The sequence below is a fragment of the Bombilactobacillus mellis genome (assembly GCF_000967245.1).
Taxonomy (GTDB): Bacteria; Bacillota; Bacilli; order Lactobacillales; family Lactobacillaceae; genus Bombilactobacillus; species Bombilactobacillus mellis.
This window is the reverse complement of the sequence record NZ_KQ033877.1, coordinates 663,613-679,295: the sequence shown is the minus strand read 5'-3', so window position 1 is coordinate 679,295 and position 15,683 is coordinate 663,613. Positions and strand designations below refer to the sequence as shown.

Sequence of the window (15,683 nt, the reverse complement as noted above, 5' to 3'; positions counted from 1 at the left end):
TTACCTCAGAGCTTATTTTTGCCGCAAAACTTGATACGCTTGTGCTAACACCTTGTTGACATCTACTTGCGGCATTATTTGACCAGTTTGTTCTCTTAAACGTAAATGAATTAAAAACTCAATATTGCCTTCACTACCTGTAATCGGTGAAAAATCCAATCCTAAAACATCATAGTTATGAGCTAAAGCAAAATGAATAATATCCTGCAATACAGCCTGATGCACCTGAACATCACGCACTACACCATGCTTGCCGACATGTTCTGGACCAGCTTCAAACTGGGGTTTGATTAAACATACTGCATCTTGACCCGGAAGCAAAATTTTTTGCAAAGGCGGTAAAATCAACTTTAAGGAAATAAAAGAAACATCAGTCATGGCAAACTCAGGTAATCCTTGAGTAAAATCGTCCGGCTGGCTATAACGAAAATTAACCCGCTCCATTACAATAACACGCGGATCCGTACGTAATTTCCAAGCTAATTGATTATATCCCACATCTAAAGCATAAACTGTTCGGGCACCTGCTTGTAAAGCAACATCAGTAAAACCCCCTGTCGAAGCTCCAATATCTAAACACAAACGTCCTTTCAGGTTAATCTTAAAGACCTCTAAGGCTTTTTTCAATTTATAAGCTCCCCGGCCTACATAATGCTGATGAGTTTTGGTTTTTAAATGCAACTGACTATCACTGGCAATTTTTTCGCCCGGTTTATCTAAGCGTAAATTGTCGGCATTATAAACTTCCCCCGCCATAATCGCCCGCTTAGCCTGTTCACGAGAACTGACCAGCTTTTGGGCAACTACTAAAACATCTACACGTTCTTTTTTCAAATCCCGACTCCTCAGTCAAAATACTTTAATGAATCTGCTAAAACACTATTTGTTAGATCTACACTATCTAAATAAGATTGGGCTTCTTGCACCAAAAATTTTAATTTAGTTTGGGCCTGGTGAACACCTAAAACTTGGACATAAGTATTTTTGCCCGCCGCCTGATCTTTACCAACTTTTTTCCCCATCTGCTCCTGAGTGCTGGTAACATCTAATAAATCATCATAAATTTGAAAAGCAATACCAAAATTGCGGGCAAAATTATCCAAAGCTGTTAGAAGGTGCTGGTTAACCTGTGCACAAATGGCGCCCATTAAAACCGAGGCTCTAATTAAAGCTCCCGTTTTCTGCAGATCTAAATCAATTATTTGATCTAAAGATAAATCACGCCCAGTATTGACAATATCTATCATTTGTCCTGCCACCATACCGTTGCCGCCAGCTGCTTGGGCTAAAGTTTTAACTAAAGAAGACTGTAAAGTTGCCGGCAAAACATTATCTGTCAACCAAATAAAGGCTTCAGTCAATAAAGCATCACCCGCCAAAACAGCCCGCGCTGGTGTAAAACGTTTGTGGTTAGTTAACTGGCCACGTCGATAATCATCATTATCCATTTCGGGCAAATCGTCATGAATTAAAGAATAAGTATGAATAAGTTCAATCGCACCTGCGATCGGAAAATAATCACTAATCAAAGCCGATGGTTTTAAAGAATGCAAAGTCGCCAACATTAAAAAAGGGCGAATACGCTTGCCGCCAGCATCTAAAGAATACAACATCCCGACCTGTACTTGAGGCTGTTTAATCCGTTGCACCAGCTGATTATGCAAATAAGTATTAAATTGATCCAAATATTGCTGTTGAAAATCAATAAATTGATTCATTATTCTTGCGAGCTCTCTTTATCTGCTAAGTGAAAATCCTGTTCTTGGCCATCAGCAGTCATTACTTTGGTTAATTTATTTTCCGCTTCCGACAAAGTTTTTTCTAATTTTTGGCTCAATTTAACACCTTTTTGAAACTGATTCATAGCTTCTTCCAAAGGAACATCACCTTGCTGCAAACGATCAACTATTTGTTGTAATTCTTCTAAATTTTCTTCAAAAGTCTTATTTTCTGTCATTATTCTTTGCCTCAATTTGTAATACTTGTGCCTGAAAATCACCATCAGCCAACCGTACCTGCACCTGCTGTTTGGCTGACAGTTTTTGAACTGTTGTAATTACACGCTGGTGATCAGAAACAATGGCATAACCTCTTTGTAAAGTCTTCAAAGGACTCAAATTATCTAAATTAGTGGCCCCTTGAATTAATTGCTGCCGCTTTTCTTTCAAATTATGACTATAACTCTGCTGTAAATTTTGCTCTAAAGTATTAAGTTGCAAATTTAATTGTTTAATGTCTGGTCGTTGAAACTTTAAAGCTTGATACAACATCTGCCACTTTTGGTTAGCATTATGAATATTTTGTTGTGTTAGATCTAGTAATAAATTAGTAAGTTGATCTACTCTTTGAATATAATCACGGTACAAATTCTGTGGCCGTTGAAAGATAGGGCTATTTTGGTAAACTTGCAGTAACTGCCGCTTTTTAATCAGAATATTCCTTACAGTTTGATACAGCGAAGTTTGCAACTGTTTTAGCTGCAGCAAAGTTTCTTTCAAAACCGGAGTGGCTAATTCTGCCGCTGCTGTCGGAGTCGGTGCCCTTAAATCGGCTACTAAATCGGCAATCGTTGTATCTGTTTCGTGTCCTACCGAAGAGATAACCGGAATATTTAAATCGACAATTGCCCGCGCAACTTTTTCTTCATTAAAAGGCCATAAGTCCTCAATCGAACCGCCACCCCGACCAATAATCACTGTATCAAAATCACCAATTTGATTTACCTGATTTAAGCAGCTAACCAGACTGTCAGCGGCAGTTTTTCCTTGCACCTGAGCCGGAAATAACACCAATTGAACAATCGGATAACGACGTTGAACAGTAGTGATAATATCACGAATTACAGCACCGGAGGGACTGGTAATAACCGCAATCCTTTTGGGAAAACGGGGAATAGGTTTTTTAGGTAAAGCAAAAACCCCCTCTTGGCGCAACTTGTTTTTTAGTTGTTCATAGGCTTGATACAAGGCTCCAATTCCATCGGGTTCCATATGATCAATATAAATTTGATATTGACCGGTTATTTCATACAGTGAGATATAGCCACTCACCAAAACCTTCATGCCTTCTTCAGGCCGAAATTTAATCTTAGAAAAAGCACTTTGGAACATAATTGCAGATATTTTGGCATGTTCATCTTTCAGTGAAAAATATTGATGACGGGGGCGTAATCTAAAATTAGAAATTTCGCCGGTCAAATAAACCCGCCTTAAATACGGATCTACATCAAATTTTCGTTTCAAGTATTTAGTTAAAGCACTGACCGTTAAATATTGCTTATCTACCATCTTTTACCCGCTTTTCTGCAGCCTTAACTACCTGCTCAAAGAGACTGGCAACTGTTAATGGACCTACTCCACCGGGAACCGGACTCAGCATTGCAGCCATTTGTTGAACACTAAGAGCATCCACATCACCCTGCATCTGTCCTTGAGAATCATAATTGGCACCCACATCAATAATAATAACGCCCTTTTTCAGATATTTTTTATTAATAAAATTAGCCTGACCAATTGCCACTATTAAAATATCAGCCTGTTTGGTGATAGCAGCCAAATTTCGTGTTTGGGAATGGGTAATTGTAATTGTTGCATTTTGTTGTAATAATAATGCTGCCAAAGGCTTACCCACAATTTCACTACGGCCGATAATAACAACATGCTGGCCGCTGACAGAAATTTGATAAAAATCTAGTAGCTTCATGATGCCTAAAGCCGTAGCAGGAATATTAGTTGGCTGGCCCGTCCATAAACGGCCGACATTTTCAGCAGTTAGGCCCTCAATATCTTTGAGTTGGGGTATTACCTGTATAATTTTTTGCCGACACAGATGTGGCGGCAAAGGTGCCGCTAACAAAATTGCATCGACATCAGCCAGCTGACTTATCTGAAGAATTGTCTGCTGTGCCTGTTTTTCACTAATTTGCGGCGGTAATTGTAATACTTTGTGTTTTAAACCAATCTGTCGGGCTTGGCGTTGTTCACTGCGAATATAACCAAGACTGGCTGCATTATCACCAATTACTATTGTGACAAGGGTCGGAATCACATGCTGTGTTTTTAAATAACTAATCTTTTCTTGTAACTGCGTTCTTAAAATCTTGGCTGGTAATTTACCAGATAAAACTGTTGTCATTCTTTTTCAATTTCCAACTTATCTACTTCAATTATGATTGCCGCCCAATAATGAGCTTAATCTGTTTAAGAAACCGGAACAAAATTAGACAGAACACCGTTAATATATTTTTTAGATTGAGGATCACTATATTGTTCTGCTAACTTTAAAGCTTCATTAATTGCCACCTTAGCCGGAATATCTGGACTTTGCTGTATTTCAAATAAGCCGATGCGTAAAATATTCAAATCCACACGGCTTAAACGTTGTAAAGACCAGTTCTTCTTTAAATACTGAGACAATTGCTGATCTAGTTGTTCATGATTGTGCCAGACACCTTGCACTAAAAAATACAAATAATCCGGAATTTCAGTGATTTTAGCTGTTGCTAAAACTTCTTGCAAGGCAGCTTCCAAGTTAATATTATTTGAACTTAATAAAAACAAAGTTTGAAAAGCCAACTCGCGAACTTTGTGCCGAGTAATAGCCACTTGTTTAATCCCACTTTTCTTATTATTTACTATTGGCTACTTGTTTATCCGTTTTAGGGGTCACTAAACCCACTACGTGAACGTTAACTTGAGCCATTTCCATTTCAGTCATATATTGTAATTGTTGAGTTAAATCCTTTTGCATTTCTAATGCTACTTGCGGCACGGATACCCCATATTTTAAATAGACATAAACATCAGCTGTTAACTTGCCAGTTTTTTCATCATAGGAAACAGTGACACCTTTGCTTCTTTTTTCGCGACCCAAAATAGAATCCGCCAGTGTCCCCCGCATTCCCGATACACCTGATACTTTGGAGGCCGCAATCCCCAGCAACACTTCCAGAACAGCTGGTGAAATATTAATATCACCCAAATTATTTTTATTTTCTGGATCTATGACAATATATTTACTATCAGCCATGATGAAAAACCTCCTCTGAGTTTATTATTTATTGGCCCGTGAACTATAAGTACCATCTACTGTGTTAATTGTTAAGATGTCACCTTCATTAACGAAAAACGGTACCTGAACTACTAATCCAGTTTCCATTGTGGCAGGTTTAGAACCGCCGGAAGATGTATCTCCTTTAATTCCCGGCTCAGTAGCTTTTACCTTTAAATCAACAACGTTAGGCAATTCAATTCCTAAAGTTTCTCCACCGTGCATGATAATATTGACTTCCATGTTCTCCGTTAAATACTTTAAAGCATCACCAATATTTTCTCGTGGTAAAGAAATTTGTTCATACGTAGTAGTATCCATAAATACATAATTATCACCGTCAGCATATAGATACTGCATTTTCTTATTATCAATTTGTGCAGGTTGAACTTTTTCAGTGGAACGGAAGGTTTTCTCTTGGACAGCCCCGGTACGTAAATTTTTTAATTTAGAGCGAACAAAAGCACTCCCTTTACCAGGTTTAACATGCTGAAATTCAATTACACGCCATAATTCATTATTAACTTCAATGGTTAAGCCATTTTTAAATTCATTTACAGAAATCATATTTAACTCCCTAAGTCTAATTGTCTATACTATATCAATTTCCTACTAATAAAAGCAAGTCTCGGACAATAATATTAATCCCGGACAAATTACAGTTAATCATTGATATAGATTTAATTATAAGAAAGACTAATCAATTTAAAAAGAGTGAGACAAGCTTTTGTCTCACTCCCGATAGTCATTAATCTTCACTAATAACCGAAACTTGTTTTCGATCGCGACCTAAGCGCTGAAATTTAACTACGCCCGCCTTTAATGCAAACAAGGTATCATCTTTTCCCCGGCCGACATTGGCTCCCGGATGAATCTTGGTACCACGTTGCCGGTAAATAATAGCCCCCGCGTTAATGTGTTGACCATCGGCCCTTTTAGCACCCAGACGCCGGCCAGCCGAATCACGACCATTAGCAGTCGATCCACCACCTTTGTGGTGAGCAAAAAATTGCAAATTCATTTTTAACATAGGTTCTACCTCCTCTTCAATTATCAATTTTGTAAATCAATTTTTATAAAGTCACTATAATTAGCAGCAAGAGAAGTACTAATCTGATAACAGCTATCCATAAGTGTTCTGACAGCAATTAACTGATCATGGTCGGTAATGGCTGCATAATTAACTCGGCAGCAAAGATAACCACCCTCTGCGGAATCAGTTTGCACTTGCGGCTGAATATTCGCAACTTCAGTTAAAGAATTAACTGTACCGATGCTTAAAACTGAAACTGCCGCGCACACAATATCCTGTCCATAAGGGCCGGCCAAAGCATGACCACTAAACTCAAAACTTTGTACATGACCTTCAGAATTACACTTAAACACTGCTTTAATCATAAACTCTTATTTAACTTCAATCTTTTTAATAACAACTTTAGTATAAGGCTGACGATGACCCTTCTTCTGATGAGAATGCTTTTTCGGTTTATACTTAAAAGTAACAACTTTCTTTTCCCGTCCCTGTTTTTCAACAGTACCGGTAACCTTAGCGCCCTCAATTGTTGGAGTACCTATCGTAATAGAACGACTACCCACTAACAATACTTGATCAAAAGTAACATCTTGTCCTTCTTCAGCAGCAAGTTTTTCAACAAAAATTGGCTTATTTTCTTCAACTTTATATTGCTTGCCGCCAGTTCTAATAACTGCGTACATGTGTACACCTCCATTCTTAGACTCGCCACGCTAGGTGCTATGCTTGAACCTATCATGTGCGGTTGCAGCTGTGGTATCACAATTACAACTGCTTAATCATACAAAAAAACTGCGTCGGCGTCAACCATTTTATCCAAGGAACTGGTAATGGACTAAATTTCTTAAATCAAAAATATTATTATTGGAATCTGTAAAAGTACCCGTCTTATCCCGCAATTGTTCCTTTAAATTGTCCAGCGCCTTCTGATCGTCAGCATCCACGGAGACCCGCAAAACACGTCCATCAGAAAAGGTTAATTCCGCAAAAATTTGCTTCTGATTACTTTTACTTTTCTTGAGCATTTGTTTCAGAGTTTTTTTCTTCATTTTTACCACCTAAATAAATTTTCAATACTTTTATTGTAATGCAAGCTTCAGCGGATAACTACTATTAATATAATTCACCATTGTTCGTGATTCCACAGCTTCCCATCAATTTCACTTTTAATTTGGTTAAGGCGGACCTGCTGTTGCTGCACTATAGTTTTTAATCCCTGCCATACTGCCCTTTGTTCATAACTTTTCTCGGATTTGATCAGTTGTGTTAACTGCTCAATTAGCCATGCACCTTGATCATTCAAAAGTATCATCCTCATCTTGTTTTATTAAATCTAACGTAGCTTGTGCACTATTAAGTTCATCCGTCATTTGGGTGAATGTTTGAATTATTAAATCTTGAGTAGCATTCTTTCGATTTTGCTGTTTTTGTAAATAATGCAGATACCACTGGCTACGGTTTTTTAATGAATCGGGAAAATCCTGTGATAAATAGCGCTGGTAATCCATAAATAATTGGAGTTGTTCAATTTCTGACAGATAATAAAATTGATAAACTGGAAAAATCGGCAAGAATTGCATTTGAGCCTGACGAGCCAACGCTTGAAATGGAGTCATTAATTGCCCCAAAGAATATCCTACTTGTCCACCTGCTTGGAAAGCTTTAGCTGGTAGTCCTGTTGTCACCACAATTCCCAATTCTTTATCTCTTAAGGAGTTGTTTAAAAATTGATTGGATAATACTTGCGTTTGCCATTGGCTTAGCGAAGCAGGTGCTTGATACCAGTACAAAGGAAATTGAAAAATAATACGTTGCGCCTGCAATAAGAGCTGTTGCTCATGCTCAATATTGATCCTGTCCAAGGTATCTAAATGGTGCCAATTTGCTTGGACTAATTGTGCTCCTTGATAAAAAAATTGTTCCGTAGTGGAATTATCAATCTTGGGATGGGCAACAATAACTAAAGTTTTGATAACTAACCGCCCCTTTAAATAACTTAAAACTTAATTTTACATCAACCCCATTTTAAGCTCAATTTACGATCTCGGACAAACTATTTGGAAATAATTTAGACATCGTATATTTTATAAGGAAAGATTAAGCAAAAATTTTTGGCTTTAAATTATAAATGGCGCTCTAGTTTTGTTATACTCACGCTAAGAATTGATATTTTCAAACAGCCTTAGAAAAATGATATCAATTCTTGAATATTGGGGAAGGAGAGGATTTTATCATGGTTAAACAATCATCAAGTAAAAAAACCACATCCAATAAAGTTGCCGGAGAGGCTTCCAAGACTTTAAAGGATAAAAATGCCAGCAAAAACACCAAGTCAATTGCTGGCAGTGCCTTGGCTCAAGCCAAAACACATAAGAAATAAAGCTTAAAATCTTCCCTTTTTCCTAATTATTAACGAAAAAGGGAAGATTTTTGCTGAAAAACCGAAACTGATATTATTATGGATAAGCTTATATTGATCACCATAATTTGTTCTCCAAATGATTGTGATCGGATAGTTCTTGTAAAAATCGAAAAATAATTTAACAACGAACTATACATAATTTTTGGCTGCTATGAAAATCCCATCAGATCTTTAAAAATAATAGTTCAGATATTTATATTAATTAGTGATAGTTGCACATCCAGAGTGGCCTATTATGGTTAGTTATTAATTATTAAAAGGAATTTTATAGATCTTCTGAGTACCGCAAACAGTCCTATAATAAATGGAAACCTGTTTTTAAACATGGATAATCAGTTAGATTAACAATATCATTAATTATTTTATCTGAAAATTGATAATAGTTAAGGTTACTTAAGGAGTATCCTCTATTTCGTAGGTAATAGTTGCAGTATAAGTTCCAGGTTTAATTATAGTCGCGATAGATTTTTGAGGTACATTAAGAGAAATATTTTTAAACTTAGTAGTATCTTCTGTATTTTGGGACGGTTGTTGCGTTAACAACAACTGTTTATCAGTCTGTTCTGAAGAGACCGTAACTGTGTTCTCATTAGGGAAAGTTAACGTGATAGAAGACCCTTGCAATCCCTTTTCTTTCCCCTGTTTGAAAGCACTCAATTGAATGTTGACTTTATAAGGAACAAAATAATCAGCCAAGTCGGTCTGTAAACTAGTCCGGTTATCATTTATCGTTAATGTATTTTCATCCTTATTCGGATTCGGTAAACTTATACTTCCAGCATAAGGTATTAAACTAATGCCAAAATTCAGCTGGGGCAGCTTTGTAATACTAATAAAGCCTAATTGGTCAATCAGACCTAAATTAACAGTTCTATTATCATTATCTTTATTGACAATAATCGCTGTTGTTAAGAAATAGTTATCATGTGAAATAGTGTTAGCTTTATTATTAATTAATTGAGAAATAGACTTACCACCGCTTACAGTAGGAAACATCGCTCTACAGTCACTTATCTTTAAACCCACATAATAAGTATTAGATTGTAAGTTGTTAACAGAGCAAGTCCCATCATCGCCAGTGATATTACTGTTGCTAGTTTGTTGAAGCTCTTCATATGAATCATCAGTGTTCTTTTTAAAGATATGAATTGGCATATTAGCTTTAATCTTTTCATTAGTGTCAATTATCCCATTATAATTACTATCCATCCAAACTTTAACCCTAACAGACCTCTTACTAGGAACTAGGTCACTAATCTTTTGAGTTTGAACTGTAGAAATATTATTATCTCGATCTACTGCTACAACATGAATATAATTTTTTGAATTTTTCAGTAATTGTTGATTAGTTAAAGTAGCGCTATTACCGTTAGTATTAGGCTGAGTAACCTTTAAAAAATTGGCTGCCGATGTATCTACTTTAGAAGGATCAGAATCTTTATATTTGACGTTAGCAGCGTTGGTACCAGGATTAGAGTTGCTGTCAATAGCATAAAAGTAACCCTTAATATCACTTAAAGCCTGTTGTTGAATCACATCTGAAGATTTTGGAGTAAGTTTATTAGTAGTCTTATCATTAACATTACCGGTGACCTGATAATAGTAATAAGAGGGATTATCCTGACTATTAATAGTAAGATCAAATTTATCATTATTAGTATCATTCGAAGTCAAGGTGGGGGCATTTGGTGCCGCTTTATCATTAGCTTTAGGATCTGTACCTGAATTACTAGTATTTAAAGTACTAGTATAATAAATTGTATTAGCAATAATTTTTGCTTCATCAGGGGTACAAGCACCTGTAGTATGTCCAGTTTGGATCATAGCATAGTTGTTTTTAGTAATTAGATACCAATTATCATCACCAACTTTTTTGCCCTGTCTATCATATAAGTAATCAGGTTCATTAAATGAACCACTACCATTATTACTAAAAGTAGGCAAAAATACCATCCAACGGATAGCATCTGAATTATACAAATAATATTGATCAACTGTATGAGTTTGCTGAATATCCATTACCTCTGGAAGACCTTTATTAGGATATTGAGCTAAATCTCCATTGGGATCAATAAATTTAACTTGTGTTCCGCTAAGCCAAATGTGATTAGTCCCCATTGTATAATCATTATTCTGATTTTGTAAACCTCTCACCCAAAGATCCAACTTGGGAGCAAATTTATTAAACCATGGGTGCCCGCCCTGTCCAGCAGTAGTTATAGTATCATGTCCTAAAATAATTGAGCGGCCAGTATCAGCAAATTTTGCTACCACTGGTTGTGATTTTTCTGTTAAATCATTAACACCAGCGACCCACCCTCCATTAGAATCAGCAGAGCCAAAATATAAACCATCATATTTATAACTACCATCATCAGCTTTTAAATACTTATCAGGATTATTATTAAAATCACTTAAGGGTACAGACTCAACTGCAATTGAATTTTCAGCATTAATTTTTGCCATCCAACCTATCAGAAAGTCAGCATCTAAGTTAGCATCTTTTGGATAAACATTTAAAATTTTAACTTTTTTACCATAATTGGTTGAAATTTCTTCCCACTTTTCATTATCTGTGCTTCTTTTAACTTTATAACCATCAGCCAAATTAGGCAACTTATCCCAATTTAATTTTACAGAACCTGAATCAGCTGTATCATCAAAACTATAATTGCCATTAAGTTCAAAATCTCCTTTTTTGATTGTTGTTGAAGGAATTCCCTCTGACTGCTTAAGCTGATTTAGCGGCTGCATTAAGCTCGTCAATGTTTGATTTTTTTGTGTTAATGATTCTCGTTGATCTGGTAAAAATACTTGGGATTCTTTTAAAGAATTTAAAAAATCGTTTTCATTTTCGAGACTAGTAGTAACGCCAGTGTTTATATCAGTTGCAGCTACCGAGCTTACATTCACTATAAAATTACTAATGAGTACAAGTATTAATAAAAATTTTGACATCCATTTCATACAAATCACCTCTCTCCTCAAAGTTTTTATTTCCAACTTATGTTTCATCAAAAAAAATACAGCTTTTTTAATAATCTTAATAATAACTAGACAATATCTTAATTCTTTATCACTGTCAACTATATCAGTAATTGTTTTTTTATAATATTCGATATCACACTTTTTTAATAATAATTGATTATTGGTCGATATCGGCCTAATTAAACTAAGGCTTAGATTTTATTAATCTATTAGCAATAATATCTACTTGTAAAGCAACTAATAAATCATGAATTAGTAATATTAATAAACTTTGATTTCGAACTTTTAGTACTAGAAGTGATATATTTATGTACGACAAAGCAGAATCACGAAACTTTATTTTTGATACTCATAATTTTAAATTAGAAGCAATAATTTTAAAATTTTATAAATGAGACTATGGCTTTAACCTCTAAAAATGAAATGATTTTCAATAATTTACAAGTGGTTATTTCTACAAAAATTACCTATCAATCTAAAATTGATTACTATTTTGACTTGCGCCAATAGTATTTATTTTAGTGGAAATAATTTAACCGTCTTCCTTTGTATCAATAAAAAATAAAATCTTCTTCATAAAGCTAAAATCAAAAATTTCATCTGAAAAAACTTTTGTTAAAAGGTCGGATGGATCATTAATCTATAGTAGTCATCGAAAAAACCACAATCCTTTAGTTGGATTATGGTTAAATATATTTTAAATCTCAAATTGACTTACTCTTTTTTTTAGTAACATGAGATATTTTCTCTCTTATCCATCGTAAATATAATTAAACACTCACTGAAATGTTTTTCCTAATTTGTATAAATAATAATAGGCGATCGACAGAATACAGAATGTTGCTGTTTTTACTGCACTTCAAAAGCTTATAATACTATCTTTTTACAAAACTATTCTAGTGCATTAAAAATATTTTTATTTCAACATAGGTCAAACACTTGTCACATCAGTATTTCCAGGCAAAATAAAAACCACAACCCGTTAATCGAATTGTGGTTAAAAAAGTTTAAAATGTCGCAGGTGAGATTCGAACTCACGACCTACGGTTTAGAAGACCGTTGCTCTATCCAGCTGAGCCACTGCGACAAACAAGTACTATTATAGAAATAATAGTACCAATTGTCAATAACTATTTAAAATCGTTTCAAGTATTGATCACATTCCCATTTTGAAACAGTTTGACGATAAGCTGACCACTCTAACTCTCGAGAATCTACAAAACTCTTATAAAGATGTTCTCCCATTGAACTAATAACCACCGGATCCTCTTTTAAGGCTTTAACTGCATTATGCAAAGTAGATGGTAAATCATAAATTCCGTTAGCGTGGCGTTCCTCTTCGGTCATAGTATAAATATTCCGATTCACAGGCGCAACTGGATCCTTCTGCTCCTTAATTCCTTGTAAACCACAAGCTAAGATCGCAGCAATTGCTAAATACGGGTTAGCTGTTGGATCTACGCTACGCATCTCCAGACGAGTACCGGTCTTTCGAGCCATGGGAATCCGAATTAAAGGAGAACGATTTTTACCTGACCAAGCAATATAAACTGGTGCCTCAAAGCCGGGAACCAATCGTTTGTAAGAATTTACTGTAGGATTATTAATGGCAGTAAGGCCACGCGCGTGCTGCATTAATCCATTTAGAAAATACATCATAGTTTGTGATAATTGATTTTTACTATGTTCATCATAAAAAACATTACCATTCTCATTAAATAATGACATATTAATATGCATCCCCGAACCATTAATTCCTTCCAAAGGTTTAGGCATAAAGGTAGCATGTAACCCATGTTTACGGGCTACTGTTCGCACTACTAATTTAAAAGTTTGAATATTATCAGCGGCTTCGATAGCATCAGCGTATTTAAAATCAATTTCATGCTGGCCAGGTGCGACCTCATGATGACTGGCCTCAACTTCAAATCCCATTTTTTCTAATTCTAATACAATATCCCGACGACAATTTTCACCCAGATCTACGGGCTCTAAATCAAAATAGCCGCCATTATCATTGAGATTTAATGTCGGCTGTCCCTTTTCGTCTAATTTAAATAAAAAGAATTCCGGTTCCGGTCCAATATTGAAGGCTGAAAAACCTGCTTGATGCATCTTTTCAACTATTCTGCGTAAATTATTCCGCGGATCACCAGTAAACTCATCGCCTTCAGATGTATGAATATCACAAATCAAGCGAGCCACTTTGCCATGCTCAGAGCTCCAAGGAAAAATAAGCCAAGTATTGAGATCCGGATATAAAAGCATATCGCTTTCTTCAATGCGAACAAAACCATCAATTGACGAACCATCCAAGGTTGCTTTATTAGCTAAAACTTTATCCAATTGGTCAATAGGTAACTCTACATTTTTAATAATTCCATTGATATCAGTAAACATCAACCTTAAAAAAGCAACATCTTCTTCTTGGGCAATTTTACGAATATCTGCAGCAGTATACTTTGTAGTGGCCATATAATATTAATCTCCTCATCAATATATATTATTCGAATCATGAGTATTCCAACGACCAATACGCAGCATCTCATTACTAAAAATCTTACGCGCAGCAGAATCACTCAGATTGGTTTGATGGGCCTTATCAGCGTAAGAGTGCTTACTTAACACCCTTTTCACTTCGGCCATGGTCATCTTCGAATCCAGATATTCTTTAATATCTAACAAACGGTCAATATCATTCAACGAATACAGCCTTTGATTTCCCTGACTGCGACACGGATGAACCAAACCAAATTTTTCATAATATCTGAGCTGGCGCGGAGTTAGTCCTGTCAGCTTTGCTGTCGAACTTACTGGTAATATAGCAATAGATCTGCGAATTTGTTTTTCATTCATCACTCTTGACCTCGAACCTAGACTAAATATAGCAATTAATATTTCGGGAGTCAACTATTCATGTCAGCTTTGATGACATTAACTATAAAATTTCTGCACAAGCTCTGGCCACCGCAATACGCACATGTGAATAAGTTAAACCACCCTGTAAATACAAAGCATAAGGTGGACGTAAAGGACCATCAGCCGATAATTCAATGGTCGAACCTTCAACAAAAGTACCCGCAGCCATAATTATTTTGTCCTCATAACCGTCCATTTCACTGGCTTCCGGGCTGACAAAGGAGTCAATGGGTGAATACTTTTGAATTGCGCGGGCAAATTGTACCATTTTTTCTCCACTGCCCAAGACGATTGTCTGAATCAGATCAGTACGTTCTTCGTTCCATTTTGGAGTCACTTCAAAACCTAGTTGTTCTAAAAGTGCCGCTGTAAAAATAGCTCCTTTAATGGCATTACCCGTTACTTGTGGTGCTAAAAAGAATCCTTCAATCATTCCACGCAAATAAGGTCCTGTTGCTCCTTCTTGGCTTCCAATACCCGGAGCTGTTAGTCGAATAGCAGCTTGTTCTATTAAGTCTTTTCGACCAACCAAGTAACCGCCGGTAGTAGCTAGGCCTCCGCCAGCATTTTTATATAAAGAACCCGCCATTAAATCGGCACCATATTCGGTGGGTTCGTGCTCTTCCGAAAATTCGCCATAACAATTGTCCACAAAAATAATCGTCTGAGGGCAACGCTGTTTAACAAAACTAATCATTGCAGCAATCTGGTTTACGGTATAACTAGGACGTACTTCATAACCGCGAGAACGTTGAATTGCTACAACATCCGGCTGAAATTCCTGCAAAGTCGCATCTAAATGCTCATAGTCAACATTTTTTTGAGCGTTTAACGGCTGATATTTAAATTGAACACCGTATTCTTTTAATGATCCTGGCTGCTGGGCATTTTTCCCGATTACTTCTTGTAAAGTATCGTAAGGCTTACCGGTTATATATAATAATTTTTGCCCAGGCTTTAAACAGCCAAATAAGCCGACAGCAATTGTATGTGTACCCGAAACAAATTGAGGTCTGACCAAAGCAGCTGGTGTTTTAAACACTTGGGCATAGACTTTATCTAAAGTCTGGCGGCCTTCATCAAAATGACCATAGCCCGTAGACCCGCTCAGATGACTTTCAGCTACGTGTTGATCAGTAAAAGCCTCTAAAACTTTAGCTTGATTATTATCAATGCGTCGATTAATTTCTTCAATTTGCGGCTGAATTTGTTGGTCAACCTTTTGCACTGCCTGCTGAATTTTGATAGGTAATTTCTGTTTCCAATCCATTA

19 protein-coding genes, 1 tRNA gene and 1 other annotated feature are annotated in these 15,683 nt (G+C 36.1%); of the genes, 1 reads left to right on the top strand and 19 read right to left on the bottom strand.

The window, feature by feature from the left end; genetic code table 11:
- Positions 1-12: 12 nt before the first annotated feature.
- The 14 genes from JG29_RS03365 to JG29_RS03300 form a co-directional block, all read right to left on the bottom strand.
- Positions 13-834, bottom strand: a complete 822-nt coding sequence (locus JG29_RS03365) for a TlyA family RNA methyltransferase (protein WP_045922483.1) — start codon at positions 832-834, stop codon at positions 13-15.
- Between the two features lie 11 nt (positions 835-845).
- Positions 846-1,718 (bottom strand): polyprenyl synthetase family protein, encoded by an 873-nt coding sequence (locus JG29_RS03360; RefSeq protein WP_045922482.1) that lies wholly within the window; start codon positions 1,716-1,718, stop codon positions 846-848.
- The gene (locus JG29_RS03355; protein WP_045922481.1) at positions 1,718-1,957 is read right to left on the bottom strand and encodes an exodeoxyribonuclease VII small subunit; all 240 of its coding nucleotides are present in this window, start codon (positions 1,955-1,957) and stop codon (positions 1,718-1,720) included. The genes JG29_RS03360 and JG29_RS03355 overlap by 1 nt, the downstream gene beginning before the upstream one ends.
- Positions 1,944-3,287 (bottom strand): exodeoxyribonuclease VII large subunit, encoded by a 1,344-nt coding sequence (gene xseA, locus JG29_RS03350; protein WP_045922480.1) that lies wholly within the window; start codon positions 3,285-3,287, stop codon positions 1,944-1,946. The genes JG29_RS03355 and xseA overlap by 14 nt, the downstream gene beginning before the upstream one ends.
- Positions 3,277-4,134 (bottom strand): bifunctional 5,10-methylenetetrahydrofolate dehydrogenase/5,10-methenyltetrahydrofolate cyclohydrolase, encoded by an 858-nt coding sequence (locus tag JG29_RS03345; protein WP_045922479.1) that lies wholly within the window; start codon positions 4,132-4,134, stop codon positions 3,277-3,279. The genes xseA and JG29_RS03345 overlap by 11 nt, the downstream gene beginning before the upstream one ends.
- Before the next feature lie 65 nt (positions 4,135-4,199).
- Positions 4,200-4,604: a transcription antitermination factor NusB gene (gene nusB, locus JG29_RS03340; protein WP_045922478.1), complete on the bottom strand. Its 405-nt coding sequence runs from the start codon at positions 4,602-4,604 to the stop codon at positions 4,200-4,202.
- A 22-nt stretch (positions 4,605-4,626) separates the two neighbouring features.
- Positions 4,627-5,028, bottom strand: a complete 402-nt coding sequence (locus JG29_RS03335; RefSeq protein ID WP_045922477.1) for an Asp23/Gls24 family envelope stress response protein — start codon at positions 5,026-5,028, stop codon at positions 4,627-4,629.
- Positions 5,029-5,052: 24 nt separating this feature from the next.
- Positions 5,053-5,616, bottom strand: a complete 564-nt coding sequence (gene efp, locus JG29_RS03330; protein ID WP_045922476.1) for an elongation factor P — start codon at positions 5,614-5,616, stop codon at positions 5,053-5,055.
- A 181-nt stretch (positions 5,617-5,797) separates the two neighbouring features.
- On the bottom strand, positions 5,798-6,079 hold the full coding sequence (rpmA, locus tag JG29_RS03325; RefSeq protein ID WP_045922475.1) for a 50S ribosomal protein L27: 282 nt from the start codon (positions 6,077-6,079) through the stop codon (positions 5,798-5,800).
- Between the two features lie 23 nt (positions 6,080-6,102).
- Positions 6,103-6,447 (bottom strand): ribosomal-processing cysteine protease Prp, encoded by a 345-nt coding sequence (locus tag JG29_RS03320; RefSeq protein ID WP_045922474.1) that lies wholly within the window; start codon positions 6,445-6,447, stop codon positions 6,103-6,105.
- 6 nt (positions 6,448-6,453) lie between these two features.
- On the bottom strand, positions 6,454-6,765 hold the full coding sequence (gene rplU, locus JG29_RS03315) for a 50S ribosomal protein L21 (protein WP_045922473.1): 312 nt from the start codon (positions 6,763-6,765) through the stop codon (positions 6,454-6,456).
- An 8-nt stretch (positions 6,766-6,773) separates the two neighbouring features.
- Positions 6,774-6,839 (bottom strand) — a sequence feature (ribosomal protein L21 leader region).
- Between the two features lie 55 nt (positions 6,840-6,894).
- Positions 6,895-7,131 (bottom strand): hypothetical protein, encoded by a 237-nt coding sequence (locus JG29_RS03310; RefSeq protein WP_045922472.1) that lies wholly within the window; start codon positions 7,129-7,131, stop codon positions 6,895-6,897.
- A gap of 74 nt (positions 7,132-7,205) precedes the next feature.
- Positions 7,206-7,385 carry a hypothetical protein gene (locus JG29_RS03305; protein WP_045922471.1) on the bottom strand — a complete coding sequence of 60 codons (180 nt, stop codon included), beginning with the start codon at positions 7,383-7,385 and terminating at the stop codon, positions 7,206-7,208.
- Positions 7,378-8,040 (bottom strand): NAD(P)H-dependent oxidoreductase, encoded by a 663-nt coding sequence (locus JG29_RS03300; RefSeq protein WP_084232529.1) that lies wholly within the window; start codon positions 8,038-8,040, stop codon positions 7,378-7,380. Before JG29_RS03300 ends, JG29_RS03305 begins: the two co-directional genes overlap by 8 nt.
- A 275-nt stretch (positions 8,041-8,315) precedes the next feature.
- Between JG29_RS03300 and JG29_RS08830 the strand changes: the two genes are divergently transcribed.
- On the top strand, positions 8,316-8,462 hold the full coding sequence (locus JG29_RS08830; RefSeq protein ID WP_174789243.1) for a hypothetical protein: 147 nt from the start codon (positions 8,316-8,318) through the stop codon (positions 8,460-8,462).
- Between the two features lie 435 nt (positions 8,463-8,897).
- On the opposite strand, the gene JG29_RS03295 is transcribed toward JG29_RS08830, so the two are convergent.
- From JG29_RS03295 to JG29_RS03275, 5 genes are all read right to left on the bottom strand, one after another.
- The gene (locus JG29_RS03295; RefSeq protein WP_045922469.1) at positions 8,898-11,471 is read right to left on the bottom strand and encodes a hypothetical protein; all 2,574 of its coding nucleotides are present in this window, start codon (positions 11,469-11,471) and stop codon (positions 8,898-8,900) included.
- Positions 11,472-12,505: 1,034 nt separating this feature from the next.
- Positions 12,506-12,579 (bottom strand) — tRNA-Arg (locus JG29_RS03290).
- 47 nt (positions 12,580-12,626) lie between these two features.
- Positions 12,627-13,967, bottom strand: coding sequence for a type I glutamate--ammonia ligase (glnA, locus tag JG29_RS03285; RefSeq protein WP_045922468.1), 1,341 nt, complete (start codon positions 13,965-13,967; stop codon positions 12,627-12,629).
- A gap of 18 nt (positions 13,968-13,985) precedes the next feature.
- Positions 13,986-14,348, bottom strand: a complete 363-nt coding sequence (locus JG29_RS03280) for a MerR family transcriptional regulator (RefSeq protein ID WP_045922467.1) — start codon at positions 14,346-14,348, stop codon at positions 13,986-13,988.
- A gap of 82 nt (positions 14,349-14,430) precedes the next feature.
- A complete protein-coding gene (locus JG29_RS03275) occupies positions 14,431-15,681 on the bottom strand; it encodes a methionine gamma-lyase family protein (RefSeq protein WP_045922466.1) in 1,251 nt (416 codons plus the stop codon).
- Positions 15,682-15,683: the final 2 nt, after the last annotated feature.